General features: G+C 65.2%; 13 protein-coding genes. 9 read left to right on the top strand and 4 right to left on the bottom strand.

Translation table 11 applies throughout. The features are described from left to right. Window positions 1-297: 297 nt before the first annotated feature. Both ACQ4WN_RS17495 and ACQ4WN_RS17500 read right to left on the bottom strand, forming a co-directional pair. Complete coding sequence (locus tag ACQ4WN_RS17495) at window positions 298-1,473, bottom strand: SDR family oxidoreductase (protein ID WP_436552693.1); 1,176 nt, start codon at window positions 1,471-1,473, stop codon at window positions 298-300. Beyond that, window positions 1,473-2,777: a nucleotide sugar dehydrogenase gene (locus tag ACQ4WN_RS17500; protein ID WP_436552749.1), complete on the bottom strand. Its 1,305-nt coding sequence runs from the start codon at window positions 2,775-2,777 to the stop codon at window positions 1,473-1,475. The genes ACQ4WN_RS17495 and ACQ4WN_RS17500 overlap by 1 nt, the downstream gene beginning before the upstream one ends. Before the next feature lie 219 nt (window positions 2,778-2,996). On the opposite strand from ACQ4WN_RS17500, the gene prsT reads away from it, so the two are divergent. Genes prsT through ACQ4WN_RS17515 form a run of 3 tightly spaced genes read left to right on the top strand, consistent with a single transcriptional unit; the run spans window position 2,997 to window position 9,046 of the window. Beyond that, window positions 2,997-5,780, top strand: a complete 2,784-nt coding sequence (gene prsT / locus ACQ4WN_RS17505) for an XrtA/PEP-CTERM system TPR-repeat protein PrsT (RefSeq protein WP_436552694.1) — start codon at window positions 2,997-2,999, stop codon at window positions 5,778-5,780. A gap of 3 nt (window positions 5,781-5,783) precedes the next feature. Beyond that, window positions 5,784-8,267 carry a hypothetical protein gene (locus ACQ4WN_RS17510; RefSeq protein WP_436552695.1) on the top strand — a complete coding sequence of 828 codons (2,484 nt, stop codon included), beginning with the start codon at window positions 5,784-5,786 and terminating at the stop codon, window positions 8,265-8,267. Beyond that, window positions 8,264-9,046 carry a S1 family peptidase gene (locus ACQ4WN_RS17515; RefSeq protein ID WP_436552696.1) on the top strand — a complete coding sequence of 261 codons (783 nt, stop codon included), beginning with the start codon at window positions 8,264-8,266 and terminating at the stop codon, window positions 9,044-9,046. The genes ACQ4WN_RS17510 and ACQ4WN_RS17515 overlap by 4 nt, the downstream gene beginning before the upstream one ends. 1 nt (window position 9,047) lies before the next feature. Here the strand turns inward: ACQ4WN_RS17515 and ACQ4WN_RS17520 are convergent, their stop codons facing one another. Then, window positions 9,048-9,794 (bottom strand): N-acyl amino acid synthase FeeM domain-containing protein, encoded by a 747-nt coding sequence (locus ACQ4WN_RS17520; protein ID WP_436552697.1) that lies wholly within the window; start codon window positions 9,792-9,794, stop codon window positions 9,048-9,050. Between the two features lie 200 nt (window positions 9,795-9,994). Continuing rightward, window positions 9,995-10,618, bottom strand: coding sequence for an XrtA/PEP-CTERM system exopolysaccharide export protein (locus ACQ4WN_RS17525; protein WP_436552698.1), 624 nt, complete (start codon window positions 10,616-10,618; stop codon window positions 9,995-9,997). A 252-nt stretch (window positions 10,619-10,870) separates the two neighbouring features. Between ACQ4WN_RS17525 and ACQ4WN_RS17530 the strand changes: the two genes are divergently transcribed. The 6 genes from ACQ4WN_RS17530 to ACQ4WN_RS17555 are packed head-to-tail and all read left to right on the top strand — an operon-like array spanning window position 10,871 to window position 17,924. Beyond that, on the top strand, window positions 10,871-12,400 hold the full coding sequence (locus tag ACQ4WN_RS17530) for an XrtA system polysaccharide chain length determinant (protein ID WP_436552699.1): 1,530 nt from the start codon (window positions 10,871-10,873) through the stop codon (window positions 12,398-12,400). 20 nt (window positions 12,401-12,420) lie between these two features. Beyond that, window positions 12,421-13,287, top strand: a complete 867-nt coding sequence (locus tag ACQ4WN_RS17535; protein WP_436552700.1) for an XrtA-associated tyrosine autokinase — start codon at window positions 12,421-12,423, stop codon at window positions 13,285-13,287. After that, a complete protein-coding gene (locus ACQ4WN_RS17540) occupies window positions 13,271-14,803 on the top strand; it encodes a TIGR03016 family PEP-CTERM system-associated outer membrane protein (protein WP_436552701.1) in 1,533 nt (510 codons plus the stop codon). The genes ACQ4WN_RS17535 and ACQ4WN_RS17540 overlap by 17 nt, the downstream gene beginning before the upstream one ends. A gap of 21 nt (window positions 14,804-14,824) precedes the next feature. Beyond that, complete coding sequence (gene wecB / locus ACQ4WN_RS17545; RefSeq protein WP_436552750.1) at window positions 14,825-15,985, top strand: non-hydrolyzing UDP-N-acetylglucosamine 2-epimerase; 1,161 nt, start codon at window positions 14,825-14,827, stop codon at window positions 15,983-15,985. After that, the gene (locus tag ACQ4WN_RS17550; protein ID WP_436552702.1) at window positions 15,982-16,833 is read left to right on the top strand and encodes an XrtA system polysaccharide deacetylase; all 852 of its coding nucleotides are present in this window, start codon (window positions 15,982-15,984) and stop codon (window positions 16,831-16,833) included. The genes wecB and ACQ4WN_RS17550 overlap by 4 nt, the downstream gene beginning before the upstream one ends. After that, entirely contained in the window at window positions 16,833-17,924 is a 1,092-nt protein-coding gene (locus tag ACQ4WN_RS17555) for a FemAB family XrtA/PEP-CTERM system-associated protein (RefSeq protein WP_436552751.1), read from the top strand. Before ACQ4WN_RS17550 ends, ACQ4WN_RS17555 begins: the two co-directional genes overlap by 1 nt. Window positions 17,925-17,938: the final 14 nt, after the last annotated feature.

Genomic DNA, 17,938 nt, shown 5'->3' on the forward strand with positions numbered 1-17,938 from the left:
GGCGCCTGACTGCCCTGCCCATCCGGGCCCGGCGAGGCTATCAATAGTTCCCTCTTCAAGCTTGAGCAAGATCAGGCGTGCGGGCAGAGGCGGCGCCGTATACTCGGCCGACAGGCTGGAACTGGACCGCTCCACGGCAGCAACGCCAGCAACGGTACGGATGGGAAAACAACGCCGACCGCGGCGCCCACGCAACGCTAGACAAACCGGAGGGACCCGATCCGACGACTATCGCTTGCCTGCCGCGCGCAGCCCACCAGGCAAGCGAGTGCCGGCTGCCGGGAAGCGGCGCCTTCATCAGGCGCGGCTTGCTTGCTGCACATACCAGGCGATGGTCTGCCGCAAGCCCTGCGTCAGGTCGTGCGTGGGCACATAGCCAAGCAAGCGGGCCGCCTTGGCGATGTCCGCCTGCGAATGGCGCACGTCGCCGGCGCGAAATGCGCCATATTGCGGCGCCAGCGGCACGTGCTGCGGGCGGACGGCCAGCAACATCTGCTGCATGCTGGCCTGCAGCTGCGTCAGGCTGGTGCTGGCGTTGACGGCCACGTTGTAGACCTGGTTCACGGCGGCCGGATCGGCATGCGTGGCGGCCAGGATATTGGCTTGCACGGCATTGTGCACAAAGCAGAAGTCGCGGCTGGTGGCGCCGTCGCCATGGATATGCACGGCATTGCCGTCCAGCATGGCGGCAATCCAGCGGGGAATGACGGCCGCGTAGGCGCCCAGCGGGTCTTGCCTGGGGCCGAAGACATTGAAATAGCGCAGCCCCACCGACTGCATGGCGTAGCAGCGCGCGTACAGTTGCGCATACAGTTCATCGACATATTTACTCAAGGCATACGGCGACAGGGGCGCGCCGATGTGCTGCTCCACCTTCGGCAAGGCCGGGTGGTCGCCATAGGTGGCGCTGGACGCGGCGTACACGAAGCGCGATACGCCCGCGTCGCGCGCGGCGGCCAGCATGTTCAGGAAGCCGCTGACATTGACGGCATGGCATAGCAGCGGGTCTTCCAGCGAACGCGAGACGGAACCGAGCGCCGCCTGGTGCAGCACATAGTCGACAGGACCGCCAGCGTCGGTACGGTCGCGGCCGGCAGTAGCCGCTTCAGCGTCGCCAATGCCGGCGGACTGCGCCGGTGCACCACACGCGCGCACGCACGCCTGCGGGTCGCGGATATCGGCCTCGATGAAGGTGAAGCGCCGCCACGCCGCTTCGCCCACGCTGGCGCGCACCAGTTCCAGATTGTGGCGGTGGCCCGTCAGAAAATTATCCAGGCCGCGCACTTCCTGCCCCAGCTGCAGCAAGGTTTCCAGCAGGTGCGAGCCGATGAAGCCGGCCACGCCCGTCACCAGCCAGCGCCGCGGCGTTTGCAGCAGCTGCGCGCAGGCCAGCGCATACGCGCCTGCCGCCGGGCCGCCAGCATGAACACCTTGCGCCGTGTTTGCGCCTTGATCGAAGGCGTCGGCCGCCATCACAGCCGCCACACGTGCAAGCCGGCATCTTGCAGCGGACGGGGGTCGAAATGCGATTTGATGTCGATGAAACAGCCGTTTTCCAGCACCTTGGCCTGGAAATCGGCCAGCGGTCGGGCCAGCAAGGCCTGGTGCGAGACGGCGCTGATAATGGCCTCGGCCCGCGGCAGCTGTTCCCAGCTTTCCAGCGCCAAGCCGTATTCTTCCAGCGCTTCGTGGCCATCGGCGACGGGGTCGTGCACGTGCACCTGCACGCCATACGATTGCAGTTCGTGGATCATGTCGACCACTTTCGAGTTGCGCAAGTCCGGACAATTTTCCTTGAAAGTCAGGCCAAGCACATTCACGTGCGCACCCTTCAGTTTAAAACCGGCGCGCACCATTTCCTTGATGGTTTTTTCCGCCACGAACTTGGCCATGCCGTCATTGATGCGGCGCCCGGCCAGGATCACATGCGGATGGTAGCCCAGCATTTCCGCCTTGTGCGTCAAATAGTAGGGGTCGACGCCGATGCAATGGCCTCCCACCAACCCTGGACAAAACGGCAGGAAATTCCATTTCGTGCCCGCCGCCTGCAGCACTTCCAGGGTATCGATGCCGATGCGGTCGAAGATAATGGCCAGCTCGTTCATCAGCGCGATGTTCAGGTCGCGCTGCGTGTTTTCGATTACCTTGGCCGCTTCGGCCACGCGGATGCTCGAGGCCCGGTGCACGCCCGCCTCGACCACGCCTTCGTACAGGGTTGCCACCTTGTCCAGGGTGGCGGCGTCGTCACCCGAGACCACCTTGCAGATGCTGTGCACGGTGTGCGCCTTGTCGCCGGGGTTGATGCGCTCCGGCGAAAAGCCCACATGAAAGTCTTCCTTCCAGCGCAGACCCGAATGGCGCTCCAGGATGGGGATGCAGATTTCCTCGGTGGCGCCCGGATACACAGTCGACTCGTAGATGACGATGGCGCCGCGCCGCATGTGGCGTCCGACGGCCGCGCTGGCGCCGGTCAGGGCGGAGAAATCGGGATTGTGCGCGCTGTCGACGGGCGTGGGCACGGCCACGACGATGAAATCGGCCAGTTGCAGCTCGGCCGGATCGCAGCCCACGCTCAGCCACTGCGCTGCGCGCAACTGTTCAGTACTGACTTCTCCCGTGGGATCGATATGCTTGCGGTAACTTTCCACCTTGCGTGCCGACAAGTCAAAGCCGATCGTGCGCTGGCGCATGCCAAACGCGACGGCCAACTGCAAGCCGACATAACCGAGCCCCACCACCGCCACCACGTCCGCCTTGCTATCCACGCTGCTATCCATATGCATGTGCTCCCAATGGTTGCGGCCTGAGCATCGCCGTGCGGGAAATTTTACGGTCGCCGGCCCGGCCATTCTTGAGCGGGAACAAGGAACCAGGAGCAGCGGCACGTCCGTGCGCGGAGAATCGGCGGCTTGTTGAGCGCAATCAAGGAGAGCGGCGCCCATCTTCTTAAGCTAGGCCATGACCATCCCTCATGCACGCCGCTACCGGAGACTTCCATGGCCCGTTCCCTGCCCCGCCCTTTTCCTGGTCTGCCGGCCGCCGCGCTGTGCTGCACCCTGCTGCTGCCCTTGCTGACGGGGTGCCACGGCACGCAGAGCAGCGAGTCCCTGCTGGCCGACGCCCAGCAGTACCGCCAGAAGGGCGAGGCGCGCGCCGCCATCATCCAGTTGAAGAACCTGCTGCAAAAGGAGCCGGACAACGGGGCGGCCCGCTTGCTGCTGGGCAGCATCTATCTCGACACGGGCGAAGCGCTGTCTGCCGAGAAAGAATTGCGCAGGGCAAAGTCGCTGGGCATGGCGGCGCAGCAAGTGATGCCATTGCTGGGCAAAGCCTGGCTGGTGCTGGGCCAGTTCGACAAGGTACTGGCCGAGATCGCCGACGATGCGGCGCAGCCCGCCAGCGTACTGGCCCTGCGCGGCGATGCCCTGCTGGCCCTGGGCCGCCAGGACGAAGCGCGCGCCGTGTTTGCGCACCTGCTCGAAACCCATCCGGGCCAGGTCGAGGCCCTGCTGGGCCTGGCGCGTCTGGCGGCACTGGAGCAGCAGGTGACGGCAGCCGAGCTGCTGCTGGCGCAAGCCATGAAAACCGCGCCCGCCAACCTCGATGCCTTGCGCCTGCAGGGCGACCTGCAGCGCCTGCAAGGCAAGAACGGGGCGGCGCGGCTCGCCTACATGCAGATCCTCAAGCTCAAACCGGACAATACCCAGGCCCATATCGACCTGGCCAACCTCGATATCGTGGAAAACCGCTACCTGGAAGCGGCGGCGCAGCTGGCCACGGCGCGCAAGACAGCGCCCAACAGCCTGGGCCTGCTGCAGACCCAGGCGCTGCTCGATTTCCGCCAGGGCAAGAACAAGGCGGCACTGCAATCGTTGCAACTGCTGCTCAAGGCGGCGCCCGAGCACATGCCGTCCATCCTGCTGGCCGGCGCCGTGCAGCTGAAGCTGGGGTCGCCGCAACTGGCGGAAAACTATCTGCAGCGCTTCCTGGCCGTCTATCCCAAGCATGTATATGCGCTCAAGATGATGGCGTCAATAGAACTGATGCGCGGCAAGACGAACGCCGCCCTCGAACTGCTGCTGCCCTTGCTGTCCGCCTTTCCCGACGACGTGGAACTGCTGTCGCTGGCCGGCGAGGCACATTTGCGCGCGCGCCGCTACGACAAGGCCACGGCGTATTTCGAAAAAGCCAATACCCTGGCGCCGGACACGGCCAGGCTGCATGCGGCGCTGGGCATCAGCCGCCTGGGCATGGGCGAGAACAGCCGTGCCATTGACGAACTGGAACGCGCCAGCATGCTCGACAAGAGCACGCCGCAAGTGGGCACCATGCTGGTGATGACCTTGCTGCGCAGCAAACAGAACGACAAGGCCCTGGCCACCGTCAAGATGCTGGAACAGCAGCAGAAAGGCACAAATCCCCTGCTGCTGAACCTGAAAGGCGGCGTTTACATGGCCTTGCGCGACGTGCCCGCCGCGCGCGCCAGTTTCGAGCAAGCGCTGGGGATGGACCCTGTCTATTTACCCGCCCTGAACAATCTGGCGCAAATCGACCTGGCCGGGAAAAAGCCGGAACAAGCGAAACAGCGCTTCGAACGGGCGCTGGCGAAAGCGCCGAAAAATGCCGACCTGTGCGCGGCGCTGGCCAAGCTGGCTACTTCGCAAGGCAAGACGGACGAAGCGCGGCGCTGGCTGGAGCGGGCCCACCGCGACAATCCCGACGCCGTCGCGCCGGCCCTGCTGCTGAGTAACTTTTACCTGCAGACGGGCGCGCCCGACAAGGCGCTGGAACTGGCGCGCACCCTGCAAGCTGGCCACCCGGACGACGCCGATGCGCTGGCCATGCGGGCGCAGGTCGAATACGGCGCCGGCCGGACGCAGGCGGCGCTCGACAGCTACAACAAGCTGGCCAGCCTGCAGACGACGTCGGCGCCGCTGCAGATGCGCATCGCCAGCCTGTACCTGGCACTGGGCGACGGCCACACTGCACTGCAAGCCGTCAAGCGGGCGCAGGCGCTCGATCCCACCCTGCTCGAAGCGCGCGTGCTCGAAGTAAGCCTGCTGCTGTCGCTGAACCGCCAGCGCGACGCGCTGGCCGTGGCACGCCAGGTACAGCAGCAGCAACCGAAGCTGGCAGCCGGCTACAAGCTCGAAGGCGACGTGCTGATGGCGCAGAAACTGCCGCAGGAAGCCGTCAAGCTGTACCAACACGCGCTTCAGATCAGCAAGATCGGCCCCATGCAAGTGCAGCTGTACCGCGCTTTGCTGGCCGCGGGCCAGGTGCGCGAGGCGGATGCGCGCATGGCGGCCTGGCTGAAGGACCTGCCCGATGACCTGGGCGTGCGCACCTACCTGGCCGGCGCCAAGCTGGAGGCAAAGCAATATCGCGCGGCCATCGAACAGCTGCAGTACATCGTTGCCAAGGACACGGCCAATCTGGCGGCGCTGAACGACCTGGCGTGGGCGTATCAGCAGGAAAAAGATCCGCGCGCGCAGGCGACGGCCGAGCAGGCGCTCAAGCTGGTGCCAGACAACCCCATCGTGCTCGATACCCTGGGCTGGATCGTGCTGGAACAGGGCGACGTCAAGCGCGCGACCACCCTGCTGCGCAAGGCGGCTGGCCTGGCGCCGAAGTCGCCCGACATCCAGTACCACCTGGGCGCGGCGCTGGCGAAATCGGGCGACAAGCCGGGGGCACGCAAGCAACTGGAACAGCTGCTTGCCGCCAACAAGGATTTCCCGCAACGGGCCGAAGCGCAGGCCTTGCTGACCCAGCTCTAGGTCATGCTGGCACACGCGGCCCTGCCCGGCCTGGCGGTACGGCTGCTGGCCTTGCTGGCGGGCGCGGGCTGCATGCTGGCCTTGCGCCATTATCCGCTGGGCCACGACTGGCCCGGCCTGCTGTTTGCTACCCTGCTGCCCGCCTATTTCCTGCTGCTGTGCTGGCGTCCCGCCTGCTGGCTGTTCTGTCTGCCCGCCTTGCTGCCCGTGCTGGACCTGGCGCCGTGGACTGGCTGGTTCTTCCTCGAAGAAATCGACGTGCTGCTGTTGCTGACGGTCGCTTGCGGCTATTGGCGACTGGGCGGGCCGGACCGGCCTGCAGCGGCCCGGCTTTCGCCCGCCGCACGCGCCTGCCTGCTGCTGTGCAGCCTGGCCTGGCTGGCGGCGCTGCTGCGCGGCGTCCTGCCGCTGCCGCCCCTGGCCGCGTATGCCTGGGACAACTATCTGAGCCCCTACAACAGCTTGCGGCTGGGCAAGGCCTGGGCCTGGAGCATGCTGCTGCTGCCGATGCTGCTGCGCGACGGGGACGCGTCCGCCCTGCGCCGCTACGCGCTGCCGGGCATGCTGGCCGGGCTGGCTATGGTGTCGCTGTTCGCGCTGTGGGAGCGGGCCGTGTTTCCCGGTTTGATGAACCTGTCCAGCGACTACCGCATCACGGCGCCGTTTTCCGCCATGCACACGGGCGGCGCCGCGCTGGATGGGTATCTGGCCCTGAGCCTGCCATTTGCAGGACTCTGGCTGGCGCGCGCACGCAGCCGCTGGCAGGCGGCGCTGGCCTTGCTGCTGCTGGCACTGGCCCTGCACGCGGCTTGCGCCACTTTTTCACGGGGCCTGTACGCGGCCGTGGCGGCGGCCATGCTGCTGGCCGTGCTGCTGGCCTTGCCGCAGACCCTGCGCATAGGCCACGGCGTAGCGCGGCCCCGTGCGGGCCGGCGACCCATGGACAAACTCTTGCTGAGGCTGCTGCTGGCCGGGCTGGGCACCGTCCTGCTGGTGACCATGTTCAGCGTGGCCGGCTACCGGGGCTTGCTCGCCGCCGTGGTCCTGCTGGCGGCCAGCTTCGTGCTGGCGGCGCGGCCCTTGCCGTGGCGCCTGGTGGCGGCCAGCCTGCTGTGCGCGCTGTGCCTGCAGGGGCTGCTGGCCAGCTGGTGGCCGGAAGGGACCGGCCAGCAGGCTGCCGGCTGGCTGAAAGGCCCGTATTTCCTGTTTCTGCTGTCCGCCATGCTGCTGGCGGGCGCGCTGTGGCCGGGCGGTGCTGCCAGCAAAAGCCCAGCCAGGCTGAGCCTGGCGATGATGGCGTGGACCATGCTGGCGTGCAATCTTGTCTGGATAGGCTGGCACTGGGCCGGTGCTCCCGCCCTGACGCCAGCCGGACTGGTCGTGCTGCTGGCCATACTGATGCTGTGCACTGGACGCTTGCGCCCACCGCTGTGGCGGCTGGACCGCGCCAGCCTGAGCATGGCGGGCGCGGCCGGCATCCTGTTGCTGCTGGCCATACCCGTCTCGGCCAGTTATTACGCCACCGAACGTTTCGCCACCACCGCCTTTGACATGCAAGGCCGCTTGCGCCATTGGCGGCAAGTGCTGGACATGCAGCCATCCGCCTGGGGCGATCAGCTGTTCGGCATGGGCATGGGCAGCTTTCCCGCCAAGTATTACTGGCACAATCCCGGGCGCGAGGTGCCAGCCAGCATCGCGTATGTGGAGCAAGACGGCGAGCCTGGTAATTATTATGTGCGCCTGGCCAGTCCCGGCTACAGCGCCGGCTACGGCGAACTGCTGCGGCTGCTGCAACGCCTGCCCCTGCAGCCGGCCACGCGCTACACGCTGGCGCTCGACGCGCGCAGAAGCGGCGCCATGCCCGTGCTGCTGGTACGCCTGTGCCAGAGACAATTGCTGTACGCACAAAACTGCGTGCATGTCCCCCTGCGCCTGCGCCTCCCGCAACCAGGCGCGCCAGCCGACGCGTGGCAGCACTATGAAGTAGCGTTCGACAGCGCATGGCTGGGCGCTGGCGCCTGGCTGCTGCGCCCGCCCGTGCAGCTGGAACTGGCGGCCAGCGGCACGGCCACCGCATCCGTGATCGAGCTCGACAATCTGAGCCTGCGCGCCCCCGGCGGCGAGGAATTGATACTCAACGGTCGCTTTACGCAGGCAAACAATTACTGGTTTTTCAGTAGCGACCACCATCACTTGCCGTGGCATATCAAGAGCCTGGCGCTGCAGCTGCTGGTGGAAACGGGCTGGTGCGGCGCACTGTCCATGCTGGGCCTGCTGGCCCTGGCCGGCCTGCGCCGGCTGCGCCAGGCCGCAGCAGGCGACCAGGGCGCGCTGGCCTGCGCCGCCGCCCTGCTGGGTTTTCTCGTCGTCGGCCTGTTCGACAGCCTGCTCGACGTGCCGCGCATCGCCCTGTTGTGCTACCTGATGCTGCTGTGCGCTCTGCTGCAGCCCCCGCCGCCGCCTCCTGCTGAAAGTACGCCGCCATGAAAGCCCTGTCGTTGACATTCTCCTCCGCCCTGATGTGCTGCCTGGTCCTTGCCCTGGCCGGAGCGCCCTGTCGTGCCGATCAAGCCCTGGCGCAAGTCATTGCGCGCGTGAAACCGTCCATCGTTGGCGTGGGCAGCTTGCACAAGACGCGCACGCCGCCCATGCATTTCATCGGCACGGGATTCGTCGCGGGCGATGGCTTGAGTGTGCTCACTTGCGCCCATGTGATCCAGAAACTGCTCGACGCCAATCCCGACGAAGTGATCGGCATTCTCACGGGCCAGGGCGAGGCGACGCAATTTCGCCAGGCCAAAGTGCAGGTGCTGGACACGGAACACGACCTGGCCCTGCTGCGCCTGGCGGGCGCGCCACTGCCTGCCCTGGCGCTGGGCGACGCGGCCACGGTGCGCGAAGGCCAGGCCATGGCGTTTACGGGATTTCCTCTGGGTACCTTGCTGGGCTTACATCACGTCACGCATCGCGCCACCGTGTCGTCGCTGACGCCGGTGGTCACGCCCAGCGACAATGCGCAGCGCCTCGACCCACGGCGCCTGGCGCAACTGAAAAAAACGCCGTACATCGTGTTCCAGCTGGACGCGACGGCATATCCGGGCAGCAGCGGCAGCCCCCTGTTCGATCCCGAGACCGGTCTCGTCTACGGCATCGTCAACATGGTGTATGTCAAAGGCTTGAAAGAAGCCTCCATCAGCGCGCCCAGCGGCATCACGTATGCGGTTCCGGGCAGCCATATGCAGGCGATCATGCTGAAAAATAAATGAGTCAGTTGCGCCCCTGCCGCAGCCGGTCGGTGATGCCAGGTTCATCCCATGTCGGGAAGAAATAGGGGTAAAACGATCGTTCACCTCCATGCTGTTCCATCATGCCGCCGTACTTGTGGATCTGGGCTCCCATGTGATCGAGGTCCAGGCGCAGCAGCACAGCCGGCGCCCCCACGCGCGTACACTCTCGCTCGCCGCCAAAATCCTTGAAACCGAGCATGCGCTTGTAAAACACCACATGCCGTGGATTGACTTCAATCACGTAATCCGTAAAGCCGTGAATATTGTGGGCATAGATATAAGAAATATGTATCAGCGCCGCAAACACGCGCTTGCTCACGCCCTTGTCGATGGCCAGGCGCGATGGTTCGCACAGGCGCCGGCCCTGCTCGCACAGCACGTCGAGCTTGTCGCGGAAGTTTTCATCGGCGGGCAAGCCCGTCTCGTCATTGTCCAGGCACAAGGTCATGGTACCGACGGTGGAGCCTGCCGTTTCTGCAAACAGGGTGATTTTATTCAGCGCATGCGCGATGCCGGGATCGACGGCATAGCCGCGCCAGCCGTACATCTTGCGGATCAGCAAACTGGCCGCTTCGCGCCGGCCACGCGAATTGGCCATGCGGATATGAAAGCGTTGCAGGTCGAGCTCGTGCTCCATGGCCGGGTCGATCTGCCCTTCGCCCACCACCAGGTCACTGAAGGTGCCTGGCGTGTCGAAGGAAATAATGGGTTCATCTTGAAAGCTCATCTTGTCCTCACGTTCATCGGCCGCCGTCGAGACAGACTGAAGCCAATGCCTTGTGACAAGAAAAAACCGAAAAAAGTTCCCGCCATCAGCTAAAAAAACAGAAGAAATTTCCATCTAGATGGAAAAAACACACGCTGAAATTTGCCGAAAAGTATAAAAAGACAAATATAAGTACTGTTTTGATATTGCACAGATCGTTACTAAAAGAAGCTCTCCGGTATCAACAGCACGTCGCCCGGCCGCATCATGACGTTGGCGGAAATATCGCCATTCTTGAGCAGGTCATCGAGGCGCACGCCCAGCTGCTGCTGGCTGCCTTCGCGCATGCGGATGATGCTGGCCTTGTTGCCGGCGGCAAAGTCAGTGATGCCGCCTACGGCGATGAGCACGTCCATCAGCGACATGCCCAGCCGGTACGGCAGCGCCTGCGGCTTGGCCGCCTCGCCGATGACCCGGATCTGCTCGCCGTACGGGCCCGAGAAATTGGTGACGATGACCGTCACCACCGGTTGCTGGATGAACTTGCCCAAGGCGTGCTCGATGTCGCGCGCCAGCTGGGTCGAGGTCTTGCCGCTGGCGGCCAGATCCTCCACCAGCGGCGTGGTGATCTTGCCGTCCGGCCGCACGGCCACCGTCAGCGACACTTCCGGATTGCGCCACACAATGATGTTGACGGAGTCGCCCGGGCCAATCAGATAGTCGTGCATGGGCGCGCTGTCGTCGGCGGGCGCCAGCGGATAGCGTGTGCGGCAGCCCCCCAGCAAGCTGGCGCTACCTGCCAGTACCAGCGTGTGGCATAGAAATGCACGGCGAAACGGGTTCATGCGGGGCCTCTTCGAGTCGATGGCGCGTCCATGGCCGGCCCCGCAGAACCAGCCTGGGCCGCGAACTTCCCATGATTATGAAAACCCGGCAAGTGAACCTTGAGGCGTATCAAGAAGCAATCATCTTGGGAAATCTTGCCCGACAGGCGCCCTATACTTTGCTTACTCAACAGGCAAGCATTCCTTGCAAGACGCCGTTGTCCGCGCCGCCCAGCCATCGACCGTGCAGCACCGTCACCAGAAGGAAGCGACATGGAGCAATTGATACAGCAACTGCTTTCCAGCCTGAAAGGCATCTGGAAGTACCGCTGGCATGCGGTGCTGGTGGCGTGGCTGGTGGCGATCGTCGGCTTCATCAGGGTGATTACGCTACCCGACAACTTCCAGACGTCGGCGCGCGTGTTTGTCGATACGCAAACCATCCTCAAACCGCTGTTGGCCGGCATGACCAGCGTGCCGAACACGGAACAGCAGGTGGCCATCATGAGCCGCACCCTGCTCAGCCGCCCGAACGTGGAGCGCGTCATGCGCATGGTCGACCTCGACCTCGATTCGAAGACCGTGCGCGAACACGAAGCCCGGCTCGATGAGCTGATGAGCCGCATCAAGATCACCGGCACCAACGCCTACGACATCTACACCATCAGCTACAGCGGGCGCGACCCGAAGCTGGTGCGCGATGTGGTGCAAAGCCTGCTGACCATCTTTGTCGAAGGCAGTTTCCAGGGAAAAAAAGGCGATTCGCAGAAAGCCGTGCAATTCATCGACGAGCAGATCAAGAACTACGAGGATAAGCTGAGCGCGGCGGAAAACCTGGTGAAGGAATTCAAGATCCGCAACAACCTGCTGCTGCCGCGCCAGGGCATCGACTATGGCAGCCAGCTGCTGATGTCGTCCGATAGCCTGAACAATGCCAAACTGGAACTGGTCGAGGCGGAACAATCGCGCAAGGCCATCCTGAGCCAGATCGAGGGCGACGAGCCGGTGCTCGACCTGGAGCCGAACGCGTCGGCCATCACGAATCCGGAACTCGACGAGCGCATCGCCTCACTCAACAAGAATCTCGACAGCCTGCGCATGCAATTTACGGAATTGCATCCCGACATTATCGCCTCGAAGCGCCTCATTGCCCAACTGGAAGAGCGCAAGATCGAGGAAAGCAAGCTGAAAACGGCATCCGGCGACCCGGGCAAGAACTACAGCCCCATGCTGCAGCAACTGAAAGTGGCGCTGACGGACGCGGACGCCAAGGTGGCCGCCATCCGCGCCCGCGTGCAGGAATACAACGCGCGCAATGAGCGCCTGCTGGCGCAAAGCAATGCCGTGCCCGAGGTGGAATCGCAGCTGGCGCAACTGAACCGCGACTACATCATCAACAAGGAAAACTATGAAAAGCTGATCGGCCGGCGCGAAGCGGCCAAGCTGTCGGGCGAACTCAGTTCCACCACCGAGATGATGGCCTTCAAGATCATCGACCCGCCCACGGTGCAATATGCGCCCGTCGGCCCGAACCGTCCGCTGCTGTTCAGTGCGGCGCTGGGCGCGGCCCTGGTGGCCGGTATCGCCACGGCCCTCTTGATCAGCCAGGTGCGCCCCACCTTCCTCAGCCCCGCCGAACTGCGCGATGCCACGGGCTTGAACGTCCTGGGTACGGTATCGATGAACTGGACGCCGCTGCAGCAGGTGCGCCGCCGCCGCGCCCGCTATGGCTTTGCCGGCTGCCTGGGCAGCCTGTTTCTGCTGTACGGCGGGGTCATGACGGCTGCGCTGCTCAAATTCTAGACCACGCCACGGGAGCAACGATGACCAGCAAGGAGCGCAGCACCAAGGACAGCGGCAGGCAGGATCCCCTCATCCTGGGCGTAGCCGAAGCCCCCGTGCCGTACGCAACGGACAGCGCCGATGGCGCAGACGGCGCGGACACCCTGGCGGCGGCCGGCAACCCCCAGTACCGCACTCTGAACCTGGCCCGGCTGGCGGAGCAAGGCATGCTCACGCAGGAAGGCGGGCGCAGTTCGGTGGCCGAAGATTTCCGCATCATCAAGCGCCCGCTGCTGCGCCAGGCGCGCGCCACCGGCGCCGAGGCCATCCGCCATGGCAACCTGATCGTCGTCACCAGCGCCATGCCTGGCGAAGGCAAGACGTATTGCGCCGTCAACCTGGCCATGAGCATCGCCATGGAAATGGATATCACGGTGCTGCTGGTCGATGCCGACGTGGCGCGCCCGTCCGTGCTGAAAGTGCTGGGCCTGTCGCCCGAGCCGGGGCTGATGGACGTGCTGCTCGATCCGCAGCTGTCCATGGCGGACGTGATCCTGAAAACCAACGTGGCCAATCTGCGCATCCTGCCCGCCGGGCGCAGCAACAAGCATGCGACGGAATTGCTGGCCAGCCGGGCCATGAGCCGGCTGCTGGCCGAGATCGCCAGCCGCTACGCCGACCGCGTCGTCGTCTTCGATTCGCCGCCTCTCTTGATCACCAGCGAAGCGCACGCGCTGGTGGGACAGATGGGCCAGGTGGTGATGGTGGTCGAGGCGGAAACGACGACCCAGCACGCCGTCAAGGAAGCGCTGCGCCAGATCGACTCGTGCGAACACATACATTTGATCTACAACAAGACCAAATCGTTCCCCGGCAACGACTACTACGGCTATGGCTATTACGACTAGCCGCCGCACGCCGCCGGCGCTGCCGCTGCTACCGTTGCTGCCCTTGCTGCTGCCCATGCCGGCCTTTGCCGTCGACTGGCTGGTGAAACCCTCGCTGCGCCAGCGTGTAAGCTATACGGACAATGCGCTGCGCGCGCCACCCGGCAAGGCGCAATCGGACTTCATCACGGAAATCGCGCCCGCCATCGCTCTCATCGGCACGGGCCCGCGCCTGCGCGTGGACCTCGATTACAGCTGGCACAAATTCCTCTCGGGGCAGCGCGGCAATAGCGATAACCACGACTTGCGCGCTGCGGCCGACGCCGAACTGGTGCAGGACTGGTTCTTCATCGATGCCAACGCCAGCGTGAGCCGGCGCAACATCTCGCCGTTCGGCCCGCAACTGATAGCCGAGCTGCCCGACACGGACAATGCCAGCACGGTGCGCACCACCGGCATCAGCCCCTACCTACGCCACCGCTTCCGCGGCCTGGCCACGGCCGAGCTGCGCTACACGCGCAATATGCTCGACAGCGGCGAATTGCTGTCCGTACACAGCGATGAAATGGAATTGCTGCTCAGCGGCGAGCCGCGCGGCAGCGGCTGGACCTGGAACGCCAGTCACGACGTGCGCCGCACGCAGGACAGCAAGCTGGCGCCCGTGCGCATGCAGCGCAGCAGCATGGGCCTGCGCTATCCGTTCGGCAGGAAATGGGCGGCCACGGCCAGCGGCGGCACGGAAAAGGAAGGCTATATGTCAAGCAACGGCAAGGCGCCGGAAGGCCGCTTCTGGTCGCTGGGCGGCATATGGACGCCGTCGCCGCGCACCAGCGTGGCCTTCAGCACGGGCAAGCGCTTTTTTGGCAATACCTATAGCCTGGATGCAAATTTCCTGCAGCGCCATACCAACTGGCAATTGAGCTACAGCGAAAACGTCACCACCCTGCCCACGCAGTTTGCGCGCCTGAGCGACCGCGACGCGGGCCAGTTGCTCGATCAATTATGGCGCGCCATCTTTCCCAATGCGCGCGACAGGCGCTTGCGCATCAATGCCTTCCTGCGCTACGCCAACAAGCTGGGGCCCGAACGGGGCGCCATCAATTACTTCAGTCACCGCTATTTCCTGCAAAAACAGCTGCAGCTGACGATGGCGCGCGCCACGGCGAAAAGCACGATGGTGGTTGGCATCACGGCCGTCGACCGCACGGCGCAAACGGCCAGCGGCATCGAGAGCCCCTTGCTGCCCGGCATGGAGTTCGGCAGCGAAGAGCGCACGCGCCAGGTCGGCAGCAACCTGGGCTGGAGCTGGCAAGCCAGTTCGCGCACCAGCATGAATGTCAATGCCGGCTACGCCAGCGTGCGCTCGCTGAGCGTGCCCCGGCGCGACAACAACATCACCGTGACGGCGGGCTACACGCGCATCCTGCAGCCGAACATGACGGCCAGCATCGACGTGCGGCACATGCGGCACACCAGCAACCGGGGCGGCGACTACCGCGAAAACGGCGTCAGCGCCACGCTGACCATGCAATTCTAAGGAGGCAGCAGCATGTCCAGCATGTCCCATCGTTCGCTTCCGTCCGCCGCGCCGACGCACCTGCTGTGCGTGGTAGCCGCGCGCCCCAACCTCATGAAAATGGCGCCCATCCTGGCCGCCCTGGCCAGCCAGGCGCCCGCCGTGCGCGTGACATTATTGCATACTGGGCAACATTACGACACGGCCATGAACGGCCAGCTGTTCACCGACCTGGACCTGCGCGCGCCCGACATCGCCCTCGACGTCGGCTCCGGCAATCACGCGCAGCAGACGGCCGAGATCATGCGCCGCTTCGATGCCGTGCTCGACGCCCATCCGCCGCTGGCGCCCGATTGCGTGCTGGTGGTAGGCGACGTCAATTCCACGCTGGCTTGCGCCCTGGTGGCGGCCAAGCGCGGCACGCCCGTGATCCATGTCGAGGCGGGCTTGCGCAGCGGCGACCGGCGCATGCCCGAGGAAATCAACCGCGTGCTGACGGATCAATTGGCTAGCCTGCTGCTGACGAGCGAAGAAGGCGCGCGCGCCAATCTGCTGCACGAAGGCATCGCGCCCGAGCGCATCCACTTCACGGGCAACGTCATGATCGACAGCCTGCGGCAGCAGTTGCCACGCGCCGTTCCGCCCGCCGCCACCCTGCGCGCCCACGGCCACGCCTGCCCGGCCGTGTATGGAATCGTGACCCTGCACCGGCCATCGAACGTGGATGACCCGGTGCAGCTGGAAGCGCTGTTGCGGGCGCTGGGGCAGCTGTCATGCCAGCTGCCGCTGCTGTTTCCCATCCACCCGCGCACCTTGGCCGGCCTGCGCCTGGCTGGCATGGAACCATTGCTGGCGCGACATGCCATCGTCTGCCTGCCGCCGCTGGGCTACCTGGAAATGCTGGGCCTGATGCAGGGCGCGCGCCTGGTGCTGACCGATTCGGGCGGCATCCAGGAAGAAAGCACGGCCCTGGGCGTGCCCTGTCTGACCCTGCGCGCCAATACGGAGCGGCCCGTCACCGTCAGCGACGGCACGAATACCCTGGCCGGCACGGACCCGGCAGCCATCCTGGCGCTGGCGCGCGCCATCCTGGAGACGGGTGGCAAGCGGGGCCGCATTCCGCCCCTGTGGGATGGCCATGCAGCCGAACGCATCGCCGCCGTCGTCGCGCCCTGGCTGGCGGCGCTCCGGGGCACGCCATGACGCCGCCAGCCATACTACGCAACGCCCTGACCATCGACGTGGAAGATTATTTCCAGGTGTCCGCCTTTGCGCCCCACATCGCGCGCGCCGACTGGGCGCACCTGGAATGCCGGGTCGAGGCGAATATCGAGCGCATCCTGCTGCTGCTGGCAGAGCGCCGCATCCACGCCACTTTTTTTACATTAGGCTGGATCGCCGAGCGCTATCCGGCCATGCTGCGCCGCGTGGCCGACGCCGGGCATGAAGTGGCCAGCCACGGCTATGCGCACCTGCGCGCCTGCGAGCAGTCGGCCGCGCAGTTCGCCGACGATGTGCGCCACAGCAAGACCATCCTGGAGCAATTGACGGGGCTGGCCGTGCACGGCTACCGGGCGCCCAGCTTTTCCATCGGCGCGGCCAATCTGTGGGCCTTCGACGTGCTGCAGGAAGCGGGCTACCGCTACAGTTCCAGCATCTACCCGATCCGCCACGACCACTACGGCATGCCCGATTCGCCCCGCTTCGCCTGGCGTCCACGGGGGCCGCAGGGCGTACTGGAACTGCCCGTCAGCACCGTGCGCCTGCGCGGACGCAACGTGCCGGCCGGCGGCGGTGGCTATTTTCGCCTGATGCCGTATGCGCTGTCGCGCTGGCTTTTGCGGCGCATCAATTCGCGCGACGGGCAAGCTGGCATATTCTATTTTCATCCCTGGGAACTTGATCCCGGCCAGCCGCGCCCGACCGGCCTGAGCGCGAAGACGCGCTTTCGCCACTATCTGAACCTGGGGCGCATGGAAGCGCGGCTGGCACGCCTGACGGGCGACTTCACCTGGGACCGCATGGACCGTATTTTTCTGGAAAGCACATGATGCACGAGGCCAGCCTTCCTCCCTCCCCGGCACCGTCCAGCGCCGCCATTGCCGTGCGCTCGCTGCAGGCGCGCGAGCATGCGCGCTGGGATGCCTTTGTCGAGGCCTGTCCCGAAGCGACGTTCTTTCATCGCGCCGGCTGGCAAACCATCATGGAACAAGGTTTCCGCCACGACAGCCATTTCCTGTACGCGGAACAGGACGGGCGCATCGCCGGCGTGCTGCCGCTGGCGCATGTGCGCAGCCGTTTGTTCGGCGCGTCCCTCGTCTCGCTGCCGTTTTGCGTGTACGGCGGCATCGCCGGCGGCAGCGCGGCCATCCGACTGGCCCTCGACGACGCCGCGCAGGCGCTGGCGCGGCGCCTCGGCGTGGGGCACCTGGAATACCGCTGGCGCGAGGTGGCGGACAATGCGCAGCAGAGCGCAGATGCGTGCTGGCTGCAGAAACCCCTGTACGCAACCTTCCGCCGCCTCCTGTCCGCCGATGCCGAACAGAATCTGCTGGCGATACCGCGCAAGCAGCGTGCCGTCGTGCGCAAGGCCATGGCGGGCGGCCTGCACAGCGCCGTCGAGCATGACCTCGCGCGTTTCTATCCGATCTACGCGGCCAGCGTGCACCGGCTGGGCACGCCCGTCTTCGCGCGCCGCCATTTTTCCCTGCTGCGCACGGTCTTCGGCACCGATTGCGACATCCTCACCGTGTATCACGGCCGGCAGGCGCAAGCCAGCGTGCTGCTGTTCTATTTCCGCGATGAAGTGCTGCCGTATTACGGCGGCGGCACGCCGCTGGCGCGCAGCACGGGTGCCAACGACTTCATGTACTGGGAAGCGATGCGCCGCGCCTGCGAACGCGGCTGCCGCCTGTTCGATTTCGGCCGCAGCAAAATGGGCACAGGGGCCTTCGACTTCAAGAAGAACTGGGGTTTTACGCCGCAGCCGCTGCCGTATGCCTACCAACTGGTGCGCGCCACGGCCTTGCCGGAAGTCAACCCGCTCAATCCCAGGTATGCGCTGTTCATCCGCGCCTGGCGCCGCCTGCCGCTGCCGCTGGCCAACCTGCTGGGGCCGCACATCGTGCGGCAACTGGCCTAAGCAACTGGAGATGG

The organism is Janthinobacterium pasteuri, assembly GCF_051380775.1.
Classification (GTDB): Bacteria; Pseudomonadota; Gammaproteobacteria; order Burkholderiales; family Burkholderiaceae_D; genus Janthinobacterium.